The organism is Acaryochloris sp. IP29b_bin.148, from assembly GCF_028285565.1.
Lineage (GTDB): Bacteria > Cyanobacteriota > Cyanobacteriia > Thermosynechococcales > Thermosynechococcaceae > Acaryochloris.
This window is the reverse complement of the sequence record NZ_JANQOY010000045.1, coordinates 1-15,892: the sequence shown is the minus strand read 5'-3', so window position 1 is coordinate 15,892 and position 15,892 is coordinate 1. Positions and strand designations below refer to the sequence as shown.

The 15,892-nt window shown below is 47.1% G+C and carries 10 protein-coding genes and 1 pseudogene; 4 read left to right on the top strand and 7 right to left on the bottom strand.

What is annotated here, in order from left to right; all coding sequences use genetic code 11:
- Positions 1 to 120: 120 nt before the first annotated feature.
- From Q0986_RS04720 to Q0986_RS04700, 5 genes are all read right to left on the bottom strand, one after another.
- Positions 121 to 1,446: an ISKra4 family transposase gene (locus tag Q0986_RS04720; RefSeq protein ID WP_299404846.1), complete on the bottom strand. Its 1,326-nt coding sequence runs from the start codon at positions 1,444 to 1,446 to the stop codon at positions 121 to 123.
- A 156-nt stretch (positions 1,447 to 1,602) separates the two neighbouring features.
- Positions 1,603 to 5,007 (bottom strand): CHRD domain-containing protein, encoded by a 3,405-nt coding sequence (locus Q0986_RS04715; RefSeq protein WP_299404842.1) that lies wholly within the window; start codon positions 5,005 to 5,007, stop codon positions 1,603 to 1,605.
- Between the two features lie 447 nt (positions 5,008 to 5,454).
- The gene (locus Q0986_RS04710; protein ID WP_299404838.1) at positions 5,455 to 5,892 is read right to left on the bottom strand and encodes a DUF4440 domain-containing protein; all 438 of its coding nucleotides are present in this window, start codon (positions 5,890 to 5,892) and stop codon (positions 5,455 to 5,457) included.
- Positions 5,893 to 5,973: 81 nt separating this feature from the next.
- Positions 5,974 to 6,852 (bottom strand): sulfurtransferase, encoded by an 879-nt coding sequence (locus Q0986_RS04705; protein WP_299404834.1) that lies wholly within the window; start codon positions 6,850 to 6,852, stop codon positions 5,974 to 5,976.
- A gap of 50 nt (positions 6,853 to 6,902) precedes the next feature.
- Complete coding sequence (locus Q0986_RS04700; protein ID WP_299404829.1) at positions 6,903 to 8,057, bottom strand: iron-containing alcohol dehydrogenase; 1,155 nt, start codon at positions 8,055 to 8,057, stop codon at positions 6,903 to 6,905.
- A 284-nt stretch (positions 8,058 to 8,341) separates the two neighbouring features.
- Between Q0986_RS04700 and Q0986_RS04695 the strand changes: the two genes are divergently transcribed.
- The 3 genes from Q0986_RS04695 to Q0986_RS04685 all read left to right on the top strand — a co-directional run bounded on the left by Q0986_RS04695 (position 8,342) and on the right by Q0986_RS04685 (position 12,635).
- A complete protein-coding gene (locus Q0986_RS04695; RefSeq protein WP_299404826.1) occupies positions 8,342 to 9,169 on the top strand; it encodes a helix-turn-helix transcriptional regulator in 828 nt (275 codons plus the stop codon).
- A gap of 815 nt (positions 9,170 to 9,984) precedes the next feature.
- Positions 9,985 to 10,659: a response regulator transcription factor gene (locus Q0986_RS04690; RefSeq protein ID WP_299404821.1), complete on the top strand. Its 675-nt coding sequence runs from the start codon at positions 9,985 to 9,987 to the stop codon at positions 10,657 to 10,659.
- Positions 10,660 to 10,913: 254 nt separating this feature from the next.
- Entirely contained in the window at positions 10,914 to 12,635 is a 1,722-nt protein-coding gene (locus tag Q0986_RS04685; protein WP_299404818.1) for a DUF3365 domain-containing protein, read from the top strand.
- A 460-nt stretch (positions 12,636 to 13,095) separates the two neighbouring features.
- Here Q0986_RS04685 and Q0986_RS04680 read toward each other — a convergent pair whose 3' ends face one another.
- Together Q0986_RS04680 and Q0986_RS04675 are read right to left on the bottom strand one after the other, a co-directional pair.
- Entirely contained in the window at positions 13,096 to 13,752 is a 657-nt protein-coding gene (locus tag Q0986_RS04680) for a PEP-CTERM sorting domain-containing protein (RefSeq protein ID WP_299404814.1), read from the bottom strand.
- 326 nt (positions 13,753 to 14,078) lie between these two features.
- Positions 14,079 to 14,306: pseudogene (locus Q0986_RS04675) on the bottom strand (ISKra4 family transposase); the annotation flags it as partial.
- Between the two features lie 389 nt (positions 14,307 to 14,695).
- Between Q0986_RS04675 and Q0986_RS04670 the strand changes: the two are divergent.
- Positions 14,696 to 15,892: tyrosine-type recombinase/integrase (locus Q0986_RS04670; RefSeq protein ID WP_299404810.1), on the top strand; the 1,197-nt coding region annotated here is incomplete at its 3' end.

Genomic DNA, 15,892 nt, shown 5'->3' with positions numbered 1-15,892 from the left:
AATTATCATACCCTTTGCCTGCCAGAATGTGGAGTAAAACACAGCGCTGATGAATAATCTATGCATTAATAGATGACAAGATCTGCGTGAGTGTAAATATGAATAGTGATGCTGAACAACTCAAGGATGCACCCTCATCACTAATTCTGGCCACCGTTCATCCCACGAGTGACTTGCCATAGCCGCTCTGATTTGCAGAAGATTGTGCGCTCCTTCATAAGTCCACCGAGTTCGGCGCTGGCGGCTCCTCGCTTCAATAAGCGTATCGACATGGATGGCGATCGCTTCACTGGTAAACGGCTTATGGTCTTCTTCCCATTGGCTGTAATGCACGAGGTAGTCGTGATTGACCTGTAGATACGTCTGTAAAGCATTTACGCGACGCAGTTGCGTCTTTTCCGATAGCTTGGCCTGCATAAACTCAATTTTAATGAGAGCCTCATCCACTTGGCCGTTCCAAACGTCGTGCTTAGCTCGCTCTAAGAACTTTGCAAGCAGCGCACTTAAGTCCTGTTGGGCAACATCAAATTGTTTGACGACATGATACCAATCCAGGAGTGGCTCTAAGGTTCGGACGTAAGGTTGCAACACCGTTAGGATATTGCTGCAGTAACTGGCATGATCGATGAGTCCATAAAGTTGGGTTGTTGAGCTTAGACCTTGCCGAAGGCAGGCATTAAGGAGGTATGTTTCAAAAGTTTTCTGATCATCAGCGATCGCAGAAGCAACATAAGTCGGCGTGATCACCTGGGTGGCCGTCGACTTGTTTGGCGGCTTGTCCAACCGATAGATCATGCCCAGCAGCACTTCAGTCTGATCCTGACTCTGAACAGGAACAAGTCCCCGCTCAAGATGGACAACAAGTTGAGTGGCGGGTGGGCCGACTGGCTTGGCAAATTCACCATTCTCGGCAGCTAGGCGTTCGCCAATCCGATTCGTAGTGGCGCGAACTTGAACGTGATTGTTGACACTCCGCCGTTGACAGTTGAGTTTTTCGAGATTGGTCTGGGCGACGCGATAGCTGTTGGTTGCTCCCTGTTCGCACTGCAATTTGGCTAAGTCAGGATGGGTGTCAGTGCCAAACTCCGTTAGCGTTGTCGGTGTACTTTGCCAGCCACAGTCAGGGTTGGTACAGCGATGCTTTTGCAGACGGAGCTTGTGATCGCTAAAGACGGCGTGGAAGATAGATCGCATAAAGCCATTTTTGGAGACTTTCTGACCGCACTTCGGGCAAATGGTGAACTTGGGGTCAATCAGAGTAGCTTGCTCGGCTAGAATTGCGTTTTGGATTTTGGTCAGCAGCGCGATCTGCTCCTGATGGCAAAGCCCCAATTCTAAAATGGATGCTGGTTTCTTAAGGTCGTAGATCTTGACGATATCGCGCTTGGTGACGGTTTGGCTGGTGACCGAGAACTTCTCAATCACGATACGAATTTCATCATCCATCACTTAATCCTCTGATGAATATGGGGTAAGCAGTCCTATTGCTGTCTCGCCGAGTCTCACAATCAATTTTTTCGCTCACTTATTTTTGAGCAGCAATCATAAAGAGTTGTTGAAGTAAAGGCGGCAGACTCCAACCTGCCGCCGAGGTTTCTTTGTCTAGAAAAGGAAATCACTGGTGTCTAGGACTTGAGCCTGCACACCTTCCAGCAAAACTGTGTTTTCCTGTGCGAAGGTTAGTAGTACATCACCGCCAATCTGTTGGGCGCTGCTGATCACAGACTGTAGATCGGTGGTGCCGAGGCTAAAGGCACTCACGTCAAGCAGATCAAGGCCATCTTGGAAATCAGTCACCACATCTGCCCCCAAGTCCTCAGGTCCGAAGACAAAGGTATCGGCTCCTAGGCCTCCAGTTAGGGTGTCATCTCCGCCATTGCCGACGAGAACATTGACTTCTGCATTGCCTAACAACACATCATTATTCTCAGACCCTGTCAGGTTCTCAATAGAAATGAGCTGGTCAGTGACTAAGTTGTTAGGTCCTTGGTAGATAGCCGTACCACGACCATGCTCACCAAGCCGAGCCGTCACAGCAGCACCAATATCAGAGAAGTCAGCAGTATCAATTCCCAACCCACCATTGGTTATGTCGTTACCGCCGCCACCGCGAAGCGTATCGTTACCAATTCCCCCTAAGAGGGTGTCATTGCCAGCACCACCTGCTAGCTCATCGTTACCATCATTACCCTCTAGACGGTTACTACCAGCCGCCGCTAGGATCACATCATTGTCGTTAGAGCCAACGACGTTCTCAATAGCAGCGAGAGTATCTGTCTCGATAATCTCAGTGAAGACATTGCCATCACCCGTATCAACCCCAGGAGCCTGAGCCAGTCCAGTGATGTCTCCTCCAGCATCTTGAACAACGTCAAGAATGACAGGTCCGTTAACGCCTGCAGGGGCATTATGCAAATGAATGGCGCTGAACCCAGCAACTGGGAGCAGGTCAGAGGTTGCCAGCCCAGTGGTTTGCAGACTGAGATCATAGGTAACGCTACCATCTGGTGAGACTGTTAAGGTGACAAGACCTTCACCAGTTGCTGCAGAGTCAGAAGTGGGTCCAGGTTCTTGGGCTGCATCCAGAACTGCCGAAAGAACGACAGTGCGAACGCCACCTTCTGTGACATCGTTCACGATGTTGTCCAACTGACCACGGATTTCACCACCGTTGAAGTCATTCGTGTGAATGTTGAAGTACAGGTTGCCCGCTAAAGCTTCTGTCAAAAAGGCTGCATCATCTGCAACTGCTGCAGTATTCAAAGAATCGACTTCAATATTCTCGAAGTTTAGAGCGAAGCCATTCTCGCGGGTTGCCGTACCATTGCCATTGTCATCCAAGGTAACGTTGACAGGGACGTCAATATCATCAAAGCGAACGGTATCGCGACCTGTGCCGCCACTGATACTGTCGTTACCCAGACCACCAGTGACAACGGCACCCCGGCGAGATGAAGAGGTGAAGGTATCATCAAAACCACTAAGGATGACATCCCCCCTGAGAGCACCACGATTGTTAACCGTGACGGCTGCCTCCGCATTGGCGGCATCGATGGCCGCTACTTTACCTGCAATCAAACCATCATTGTTAATTGAGCCAGCAACAGCGCCACTGATCTCAACGCCATTGTTCCTCCCAAAGATAATGCCTCTGTTATTGATATCCCCATCTAGCGTCGTCCCAGCCCGGATATCAATTCCATCGTCAGACCCTAGGATCCGACCCCTATTGTCGATATCAGAGGTCAATGTGGTATTGTCCGCACCTGCAAAGACACGAATCCCATCTCCTTCAAGGTTGCCTTCACCCGCTCCACGACCTTGAATCCGGCCAGCGTTGCTAATGGAGGCTGTGACAATATCACCATCCACCTCTCCAGTTTGGAGAGAAATCCCAGCACCTTGGTTACCGCGTCCAGCATCAATGACACCGCGACGCTCGTTGACGATGGAATAGTTATCTGCGGTGGCATCAGAGTAAACGGTGCCGTTGCGCTGATTGCCTGACCCAATAATCCGACCTGAGTTGGTCAAATTAACACCAGTTCCATCAATATTGACTGCGCGGCTATCGCTCGCAATAGTCCCCCGGTTAACAACGTTGGCATCATGGGCAGCATCACCAAAATACAAACCATTTTGAGCACCAGCAATCAGACCGTGTCGCTCGTTGGTAAGAGTTCCTTGATAGGCCAAACCATTGGAGAAGCGAATGGCAGCAGTGGGGCCTTGGGTGCTTTCTGAGAGGATTCTGTCGCTGTTGATGATGTCCCCCTGATAGGTTGTACCACCATCTGTAACACCAGAGAAAATGCGAAGACCGTCACCAGCTAGACCGAGGTTAGCAGCAGCCTGTCCACGACCTTGGATGATGCCAGCATTACGGAAAGTTGCGTTAACCACGTCACCAACAACTTCACCTGTCTGAAGGGCGACCCCTGCACCTTGATTCCCTCGACCAGCATCAATAACGCCACGACGACCGTTAACGATGGCATAGTCATCGGCGGTGGCATCGGAGTAAACAGTTCCATTCCGCTGATTGTTAGTACCAACAATTTGACCAGAGTTGAATAGGTTGACGCCTTTGCCATCAATGTTGACGGCTCGACTACCAGACTCAATACGCCCTCGATTAACGATGTCGAGATCGTGTTCCGCATTACCGATGTATAAACCATTACGGGGGCCAGAAATCAGACCACGACGCTCATTAGTAATCCGTCCCTGGAAAGCAACGCCATCTTCGACCACTAGGCCCCCCAAGAAGCCAACGTTTACTTCTGAGGTAATGGTGCCGCTGTTGGATACCGAACCTGAGATCGTTGCCTGGGACTGTTCAGAGCCATTGAAAAACCGTAGACCGCTGGAGCCATTGGCGGCCTCGCGAGCGCCATCCGCGAAGACTTCAGGCCCATCGCCTCGCCCCTGAAGTAGGCCATCATTATCAATGCGGATATTGTCGTTACTAGGGTCGCCCGCAGCACCCACTTGAACGGAGATTGCATCCCCTAGGTTGCCTTCTCCGGCATCAATAACACCCCGACGAGTATTATTAATCTCTAAATCATCAACCGTACCGTCAACGTAGAGCGTGCCGTTGCGCTGATTGCCAGTTCCCAGAATGGTGCCAGAGTTACGAACCCGAATGCCATCGCCATCGCTAAGGTCAACCGCCCGACTATCCGAACTGATCAGGCCAGAGTTAGAGAGTCTTAAATCATTCCCAGTGGAGCTGATACCGTTGAATGCCCCAGAAATAGCCCCCCGGTTTGTGATCCGGGCATCTTCGCCACTGGATAGAACTGCAGTGTTACCGGAATCGGGGGCTAAGATGGAGCCTGATCTCGTGACCCGTAGGGTGGCGTCTTCGCCCACAATATTGACAGCGGGTTGTCCCTGAGGAGCAACAAGGCCTTCTCGAATCGTAGCTCTCTCATTATCGTTGAGGATAATGGGGTCATTGAGCTGGTTGGGACCATTGAATTGATTGCTTCGACTGGCCATAAGTGATTCTCCTATCTCTTGCTGTGAATTTAGTGGTGAGTAATAGCTACGCCCAAGCCATGACGCGGCATCGTCGCTATGCTCGCAATCAATCCTGCTAGGTGGCAGGTGATTCATCGAATAGTTGAATCATAGGCAGGGCAAGCTTTTACCGTCTTGAGGCGTTAGACCTAAATCTTCATTGGGACTTAAGACCTAGCGCCGTGAAAGATGGTGGGTTGGGTATTTGAAAAAGCTTTAGGGAAGAGGGCTATCCTCCCAAGTTGTGAGGGAATGCGGTGTGCTCACAATCTTTTGAGAGCTTAAAACCGGGAGGAATTATGTAGAGTGGAGTTTTCAGCCTCCCAAGCACTTATATCGAAGTGAGATTGCTTTGATAATTAATTCCCAGCCATAGCCAAGATTTTGGGGTTCTATTTGACGCACTAAATCTCTGCATAAGGGATGTTATTCAAAAGACGGTATATTAACGTTTCCCCCGGTTTTAATCGCTCTCACTTGATTGGAGCTACTCCAAATATCACGATGATATTTCCATTGCCCCTGTTCTTTTTTCCAGACCACCACATACTTGCCGGTATCCGCAAGTGACCCCTCAGGCGTTTTCATCACAAATGAACCGACTTCAATGGCCGTCTCACCCAGTTCATCAAGCTCAAGGGTTTCCAAATCAGCGCTACCAATGCCTTGATTAAGGACGCTCTCCCAATAGGTATGAATGTTGTCGTGTCCCTGAATGATGGGGGTGTTGGGTGGTAATAGCTTCCCATCGGTGGTGTAAATGGCAGTGAGACCGGAAGCGCTCCCCGCAACCATCGCGGCTTCAAATTTCTGGTTGACCTCCTCAATCGCGATCGCAGCTTCAGATGTAGACGTATAGGTCATGATATTTCCTCTCAGGGGTTATGTATTATTTTGCTGGATAGACAGAGATAAAGCCGCTGTATTGCTCTCACCTCTATTGTTTTAGACACTCACCATGTCTGTGATTCCTTTTTCAACGGGCAGACTCTCATTCAATTTCCATACAGAAAAAGAGTCATCAAAGAGTGGAGCTTCTATACCAATCTCGTAGAGCGCCACCAAAATAATGGTGCCAGCATAGCCAGAACCACAAGAAGAAATGATGGGCGAGTTTCTGAAATCGGGTAGCTTTTGACTAAACAACGCCTCAAGTTCAAAAGACTCCTTGAAGTATCCAGTCTCTTCATTCAAGACTTCACGGAATGGGATGTTAATGGCTTCCGGTATATGTCCACTTCTGTCATCATCAGTATTCCCTCGATGCGACTGCATGCCTCGGGCATCAATTAAATTGCTCTCATCTTTCGTTTTCAGAAGTGTCTCTAAACTGACCCGGAGATAGCTTTGTTCCGTGGCCTTAAAGTTTCCATGTGGGGGATATTTATGGGCAGATGAATAAGGCAATCTTTTTCTACACCAGTCTTCCCAACCACCGTTTAGAATCTTGACATTCGTAAATCCCCAATACCGCATCGCCCACCAAATACGGCTGGCAAGCATGTGATGGTAGTCATCATAAAGAATAACTAAGTCTTCACTGGAGATACCTAATATCTGGAAGGACATATTGGCGTATTTTTGAGACGCTACAGGTGCCAGATGCGTTGGCCGATCAAGTTCTAGAAAATGAGCCCTCCAATCTAGAAATACAGCCCCTGGGATATGACCTTTTCGATAGTCTGCAGACGCTTCGGTCGATGAACTCCCCCATTTTCCGCGAACGTCAAAAATCTTGACAGCTGGTTCATGAATGAGATTCAAACACTGATCGGCTGAAATAAGGGGGGAGTCCCCTAAGCTATGAGACGACGGATTTAACATATTTTTTTCTGATGAAGAGTGGACCTGACGATGATTCAAACCAAAGCACGTTAAGCACTCAGCGTTAGGATTCTCTCAACGTCAGTGGGGGAGATATCTTGATGTTCACCTAGGCCAGTAGCGCCTTGCTTATCTAACTTTTGAGCGACTCTTTTGATGGCGGATTGATCCACGCGATAGTCAGAAAGACGAGTGGCAACGCCCACTGACGCGAAGAATTGAGCTGTGGATGCGATCGCCTGCGAGATTCGTTGACTCTCATCACCTGCGGTAATATTCCAAACACGCTCGGCATACTGTAGTAGCTTGGTTTTCTTCTTGTCCTGCTTGACCTGCAGGAGACTAGGGAGGACCACCGCTAACGTCTGTGCATGATCTAACTGATACAGTGCCGTCAGTTCATGCCCAATCATGTGTGTCGCCCAATCTTGGGGAACACCGGCCCCAATTAAGCCATTCAAGGCCATAGATGCACACCACATAACATTCGCCCTTGACTCATAGTCGGCTGGATCCGCCAGGGTTTTAGGCCCCTCTTCGATGAGCGTTGTCAAAATGGATTCAGCCATCCGATCCTGTAGAGGCGCATGGACTGGGTAGGTTAAATACTGCTCCACCGTATGGGTAAAGGCATCGACGATCCCGTTACTGATTTGGCGAAGCGGCAAGGAAAACGTGGTTTCTGGATCAAGAACAGAAAACTGCGGGAAGACTTGTTCACTGCCGTAGCCGACTTTCTCTTGGGTCGTGTCATTTGTGATCACAAAAAAACGATTCATTTCTGAGCCAGTTGCTGGCAGCGTCAGCACCGTGCCTAGCGGTAGGGCTGAGGCAACGGGTTCACGCTTGGCCAAAATATCCCAAGGATCGCCTTGGAAGTGAGTGGCTGCAGCGATAAACTTAGTGGCGTCTATCACAGAACCGCCGCCCACCGCCAGCAAAAAATCGATGGAGTTTGATCGGGCGATTTCTATTGCTGCTGTTAATGTCTCCAGCTTGGGGTTCGGTTCAACACCACCAAATTCGATGACTGAGCGATCGCCCAGCGCAGCAATAACTTGCTCATAAACGCCATTCTGCTTAATACTGCCGCCACCATAGACCATTAAGACCTTGGCATTCGGTGATATTTGCTCGGAGATACTGGCAATTTGGCCTTTGCCAAACAAAATTTTGACTGGATTGTTAAATTTAAAGTCTTGCATGTTTTATAGGATTCTACAGTGAGCTTACAGACATGGGTCAACTGCCATATCCAGTAGAAAATGTAGCTAGAATTTCTGCACCAAATTGCACGTGTTGATCCTCAACACCATGAATTCTAAGTACCGTTATCCTAGGAGTCCCTTGAGAGATATTTATATTTTTATCCCTGCTTTTTCGTCATACATATGATGGGCGTGGTAGGTTTAATCCTTAAGTTCAAGATGACTTCTGGAGAATATCCGTTTTAACGCAAGAGGACAAGATGAGGTCTAAACCTAGGATTGTGACTCCTACTAATAGTGAGCAGCGTGATGAAGCTAAAGCTGAACGATTGAGCTTGCTTGCTGAGTTCCTTAAATCTTGCCGTGCTCGAACACAGCCAGAGTCCTTGGGATTGCCTGTGCGACCGCGTAGACGCAACCCGGGGCTTTCTCGCGCTGAAGTTGCCACACTTGCCTCAATCAGTGTGGATTGGTACACCTGGTTAGAGCAGGGCCGCGATATTCAACCCTCCATCCGCGTGTTAGATAGTCTTGCAGATGTCTTTCGCCTCACGCCAGCAGAAAGGCGGCATCTCTATGCATTAACAGAACATGCAGTGATGCCAACAAAGGCCCAAGATGCTGATATTCAGATCATGCAGCGCCTGATTGCTCATTTGCCAGAAGCCCCTGCCATTATTCTGAGCAAAGATTGGCAAATCCTGGGGCAAAATGGTGCCGCTGATGAGTTTTTTAGTGATTGGACTCATGTTTCCCCAGATCGAAAAAATATACTTTATCTTTTTTTTACAGAAGAAATTTTTACCAAACACCTCAGAAATTGGGAGTGGCATGCCAAGATTACGATCCGCCAGTTTAGGGCAATTTATGCATCTGAGATAGGCAATCCACTGTTCGTTGACTTAATTGAACTATTGAGTCGTGTGAGTCCCGAGTTCAGGGATTGGTGGGCACGGCCAGACGTGACTGGCCGTGACGATGGTCGCAAGGAGTTTGACCACCCCTCTTTGGGCTATCGAGACTACGATTACACAATTTTAAGACCTGCCGAAAATCAAGCCGTTGAAGTTGTTATTTTTATGCCGTGCTCTAAATACTCTGTAAGCTAAATATTACTTCCTAGCAACTAATTTCGGGTTTTATTTCCTAGTCGACTTTAGCTGTACCCTTCACTGTATAGGCTTCCACCAACACGAACTAAAAAACTCCAGTCTTTTAGTTTGACATTCGTGAGGAGTTCTGATGCTCAAAATCCAGTCCAATCAATAGATTCCAACCTACTTAACCCTAGTGCAGTGAGAACGATTAAGATTGGGGGAAATTATGTAGAGTGGGGTTTTCAGCCTCCCAAGCACTTATATCGAAGTGAGATTGCTTTGATAGTCAAACACCTCCGGTAAAACCGGAGGCTTGGAAGAACCCCTTAAAGGGGATTTTAATCGATGGTCATAAACTCTCATTTTTTGCTGTTGACGGCAGCGCATCTCTATAACACGCTGTTATCACCCTGAAGTTGGACTGTCAGGCCAAGAATTGTGGGGTTGGCAACACCCGGATTTGTTGGATGTGACTATGACCGCGGTAAAGGTTAGACCTTACGAGTCCTCCGGTCAAACCGGAGGCTTAAGAAGGATAGTTAATTCCCAGCCATAGCCAAGATTCTGGGGTTCTATTTGGCGCACTAAATCTCTGCCTAAGGGATGTTATTCAAAAGACGGTATATTAGCGTTTCCCCCGGTTTTAATCGCTCTCCAATCTTTTCCATACCAGTACGACTGAAATGTATCGGTTGTCACAGTTTATTCACAGTGCTTTCTAAGTCAACTCTCATACAAGGCAAAGAAACGCCTTCTAAAATCCTTAGTTAGAGAGAGAAACACTGTTTCGAACTTCTGTTTAGGAATATGGAGCTAAGCGCACATTTATGATGACGCATCAGGATCCAATTCGAGTATTGCTAGTGGACGATGAGGACATCGTTTGCTATGGGCTAAAAGCGATCGCGCAAGGCACACCTGAGATCGAAATTGTGGGTGAAGCTGGGACAGGTAAGGCTGCGATCGCACAATCTCAGGCTCTACAGCCCGATGTGATTCTAATGGACATCAACATGCCTGAGATGGATGGCGTGACTGCCACTCAAGAGATTTGCCGAATACAGCCCCACACCAAAATCCTCATCCTAACCACCCATGATGAAGCTCAGTATCTAGTGGAAGCCATGCAGCAAGGGGCTGTTGGCTACTTGCTCAAAAACACGCCCCCGGAAGACTTCATCCAGAGTATCCAGCGAGCACACAAGGGATATCTACAGCTCGGTCCTGGCCTGGGTCAAAAGCTTTGTCAACAGTTAAAAGCCCCAGTGCAGCCTCAGCTTGATACGCCTAAGGGCATAACCCCCAGAGAACAGGACGTCTTGAAACTAATTGCGACAGGGGCCAGCAATCGCGAAATTTCTAAAACGCTACACATCACCGAAAAGACCGTCAAAAATCACGTCAGTAGTATTCTGAGTCGAGTGGGGGTTCGAGATCGCACCCAGCTTGCTATCTGGGCTAACACTGCGGATAAAGATACCTCTCACTTAGCCTTAGCTTAGGGAGTATCACACGCGAAACAGATCTTTAAGGGTACACTGCACTTCGTATTAGGGCTTCAGAGAGATCTTAAAAATCAGGAAAGTTCACTGTCTAAGGCATCTATCGAACAGCAGTATGGATTAAGTTATGGTGAAATGCTGAGAGATGGATTGCGGAAAAGCAATACTATCTTAGCTAGAAGAGGTTGCAAAAACCAGGGATAGCTGGTTCTGCAGCCCCTTGGGCATAAAGCTGCTCATGGTAGATACATCAGATGTTACGAACGATGCATTGGAAGCTCGGTGCCAAATTTAGTCTGTTTTTAATACTAATTTTCCTGCTTGGCAGTGGTCTGAAGACCTTCGCCCTCTCGCAACATTTCAATCATCAGGCAGAGAAAACCATTCAAGAACGGGCAGAGATACTGCTGGCCACGACACAGGCAGTGCGGAACTATACGCAGAATCATATTCAGCCGAGATTGGCAGACAGTTCTGAGTGGGATAACAGTTTTGTTCTAGAGAGCGTTCCCAATTTTGCAGCTCGGACTATTTTTTCTGATTTTCAACAACAAGCACCGATCTGTAAAGACTTTTCTTATAAGGAAGCAACCCCTAACCCTACTAATCTAGATGATCTCACCGATGAATTTGAAGCTAATATTTTCAAGCAACTGCAAGCCATGTCACCTGATCAGGTTGAACGCTTGTCTGGCTATCGGACCTTAGGGGGGACCAAACTCTTTTATCTCGCTCGCCCTCTAATCATGACGGATGCCAAGTGCTTGGTCTGCCATGGAAATCCACGCGATGCCCCCCAAAGCCTAATTGATAGGTATGGTGATCAAAATGGGTTTGGCTGGCAGCTTAACGATGTAATAGCAGCCCAGATGATCTATGTTCCTGCAGACACGATTCTAGACCGAGGACATCAGAACCTGTGGGCCGTTGCCACTATTTTGCTGAGCCTTTTTGGAGCGCTGTTCCTTGTGATTAATCTTTTACTGTGGCGTACTGTCATTCGCCCGCTTAAAATCCTCACGCGCGTAGCGAAGCAAATGAGTAGTTGTTCGCTTCAGGAAGAACCCCATATGATGGCACATCCATCGCAGGGTTTAGAGACGTTAACCAATCGGCGTGATGAGCCGGGGCAGTTAGCAAGAGCTTTTCAGTTAATGCTGTATGTCCTCAGCCAGCGAGAGCAAGATCTGCAGCTTGCGGTTCAGGAGCGAACCCTGTGGTTAGAGCAAGAAATGCATGAACGTCAGGCGGCCCAGGAGTCGCTGCAACTATATTCTCATGCCATTAGCCATGATCTCCGTAACCTGGTTATGGGCATTTCAAGTGTGGTGCAAGGGATCTTATTCCAAACCTTTGGCGCAGATACAGAGAAGCGTCAAACCCCAGAGGCACCTGCTGCAATCACGGTCGAAGCAGCTGCACTGACCCTAATCCGAAAAAGCTGCGATCGCCAGCTCAATCTTATGAATGCTCTGATGACGGAAGAATCATCAGATATCTGGCGGGTTGCCCTCGAATTACAAACCATTCATCTTCAAAACCTCATAGCGGATCTCCAAAAGTCTTACAAAGCCAAGCTGACCTCATCCACTATTCACAACCGCATCCCTAACGATTTACCCCCCATTAAAGCCGATCCCAGTCAGCTCCAGCGGGTGTTTGAGAATTTGATTGAAAATGCGCTCAAATTTAATACAGACGGTGTTGATATTACACTAGAGGCTCATGTTGAGGTCAGTGACCCTCCCATGATCCGGTGTACAGTGCAAGATAATGGTGTTGGTATCGACTCTCAAAAAATCAATTCTCTCTTTGGAGTTTACACTCGTGGCCAATCTGACACTCACATTACTGGGTACGGTCTTGGTCTCTACATTTGCCGAAAAATTATTGAAGCTCACGGGGGTACTATTGACGTTGAAAGCTCTGCTGATGGCGGAGCTACATTTTGGTTCTTGCTGGAATTGTCCGCTTAACTCAGTCAGATAGGGGCCACCTGAAGATTTTTCAAGGTTTCCTACCCTGCATGGATTTGAAGTAGCCAGAGCTGCTTCCACTGTGTGTACCCAAGGGTAAGGAAACAGCCGATGACGTACGCTAAACCAGATCTTCTCAATAGATTGGATCTCCATACCCCCATCTGAACCAAATCGCCGACGTACCCAAAACCCCAATTCCAGATTCTGGCGACAACTAAAGCATGGCCCTCAGAATGTCCTCGAAGAAGAAGGTAAATATTACACTAAATATCAAAAGCCTAAAGATTTTGGTATTCGTTCAAAGCATTACACGGTAAGACTTTTACACCCGGATAGCATTTTAATTCCGATTTCTGGCCACAAATCTGGAATTAAAATAACTGATCGGTAGTGTCGCAAAAATAGGATGTTGGCCGATAGACAGTGTAAGTTTTTGATGTGAAGTATTGACAACTCATCATGACTGACGATTTCGTGAATTCTGCTTAGACTCTATAAAATTTATTTTCTTAAGTAGAACTCCAATGCCAATAACTAATATTGAGCCGAGAATGGTATTTGGTTCAGGGACTCGCTTGACCACGAAAGATACCGAATCAGGTATATTAGCGCTTCCACTGAAGCTTGCTCCTTCAGGAAAATCTGAGATATCTGTACTTAAATTATAAGAAGCAGTAAATGATTTCGTATCACCTGTTTTTGGCCCTGCTGAAAATAAATCAGTTAAGCTAGAAGCTGAAACTGTAAATTTTCCTGTGTCAGAGGTTGTGCTAGATACAGCTTTATTAAAAGTCAATGAATTTGAGCCACTAGAAGAAGAATCCTTGTTGCCATGCAGGAAACTATCAGAAATATCAACTGCGTAAAATCCGATAGGATCATCCTCATCAAAACTTACTTTAAATACTGCTTGTCCTTGAACACTTGATGTTACACTGACCCTGCCTTGTCCCTGTTTTTGATTAAAAACCCTGCCATCTGAAGGACTACTAATTAATATATTGTCATTAAGTAAGCTAAGAGTTGCAGCATTAGAACTAGGCTGAAACTGTGCAAATATGCTTAAAGGAAAAATTACTGATGAAGTAAAAAATAATTGGATAATTTTCTTCATTGAATTACCTATATTCATCACTAAATATATAGAATTAGTATCTGAAAAAAGCTATTTTAAAGTTACAGAGATAACTCCAAAGCCTAGATACCTCTTAAGGACAAAAAATCATGCTTCTAGTTTTCGAAGTCATGACAATAAAAAAGCTCTAAGAATTTGTGTTTTTTCATTGTTAAATGTCATTTAACTTACTTCAATCATCACATTACCATGCTTTTTTTTATTTGATTAAATGAAATAATTCAGGAGATTAAAGCATTGCAGTTAGCCTTTTTACCTCTTACTCTCCCATTAACTTTTAGGGAGAGCGATAAAAACCGGGAGAGTTACCCAGCCACAGGCATTTCATCAATCTGTTTTGACCCTGAATACCACCGATTGATGGTGTTCTTCCATTCCCCATCCAGAACCTTTGTCCGCACCTGCAAGAGTAGATGTGCTCCCTTCTGGGTCCAACGCATTTGCTGCTTTTTCTCTATACGCTTGGCCACCACCTGACTCGCTGTTGATCCCACGAACCCCGTTGAAATCCTTTCCCTACAACGGTAGCGCTCTATAGTTAGAGATTAAGCGTTTAGCCGTAAGACCTTTAGTGTGTATATCCAAGTTTAAGGAAACAGCCGTTGACGAACACTAAAGCAAACTTCTCGATAGATTGGATCTCCATACCCCCGTCTGAACCAAATCTCCGATATACCCAAATTCCCAATTCCAAGTTTTGGCGATAACTAAAGCATGGTCTTCATAATGTCCTCGAAGAAGCAGGTAAATATTACACTAAATAATCAAAAGCTTTAGACCTTTTGAATTCGCTCAAAACAATACACAGCAGAGCTTTGATACTCGAATAGCATCTTTAATTCCGATTTCTGGCAACAAATCTGGAATTAAAATCACTGATCTTATATAGTGATCTTCAAGTTCATGCTCTGTGGTGCAATTTATGTCGCGTTTCTCTCAAATTTCCGACATCCCGCCCGTTCGTCTCGTTGAGTTGGGCAAGGAAAAATCAGAGGAGAGAAAGTCCTTAGAGAAGCCACCCTTACCTACATCAGCAGTGGGGAATCTGAGATCGCAACGCATTGAACAGTTCCTATCCCTGAAGAATTTAGCGGCCAACACCCGACGAAACTATGAACGACATTTACGACGGTTCAGTTTGTGGGTAAACAAGGACTGGCACCAGATTACCATGAATGACCTTAAACGCTACAAGACTTATCTGGAGTCGGGTCGGAAGTTGAAGCAAGGATCAGTGGGAGCAGTGTTAACGGCCCTTAAAAGCTTCTTTACTTGGCTCGAAAAGGCGGGATATATCGAGGACAATCCCGGTGCGGCGATCAGTATTCCGGTCACACTAGAGACGGAGGGGAAGAACCTGGAGCTGTTCCAGGTGGAGGCTTTGTTTGAAGCATTGGAAGGGCGGAAAACGGAGAGACGCGATCGGGCGATTCTATGTTTGATGGTCTATGCCGGTTTACGGGCTGAGGAAATCTCTCAACTTAATGCCGGGGATTATAACGGGGTGGAAATCACGATTCGGCAGGCTAAGCATGGGTCAGTGGGTCGGGTGCCTGTGGATGAGCAGACTGACGCAGCACTGCGGGCCAATCTCCGGGTTCGGGTTGCAGACTGTGAGGGAGGAATGACGGAAGATGATCCGATGTTTGTGTCTACCAGTCATCGCAATAAGGGGCAGCGGCTAGGATATGAGGGCATCTATAAGCTGGTCAAGGTTTTGGCTCAGGATGCAGGCTGGCCTGATATTCATCCCCATAAAGGACGGCATACCTATGCCAGCCAACTGATCGAGAATGGCATGGATGCCTACTTAGCCATGACCTTAATGCGGCAACGCTCTGTAAAGGCTTTTGAGGTCTATTCTCAGAAGGTCAGGTATCGAACGGCTAAAGGGGTGTTTCTGGAAAATAAAGGGGAACTGGAACGACAGCCAATGTCTTTGGAAGAGCTGGTGACGGCTGGTGAGGTATCTAACGTTGAAACTGTTCAGTTAGAGGCTGTAGAGCCTGATATTCTGCCTCCGATCCAAGCAGTGGATCTGCCCTCGAATGTTGTCCAGGTGGGACTAACCCTTGAGGTTTCAGGACGGAAGAAGGGCAAGGTTAGACGGGAGATTGAG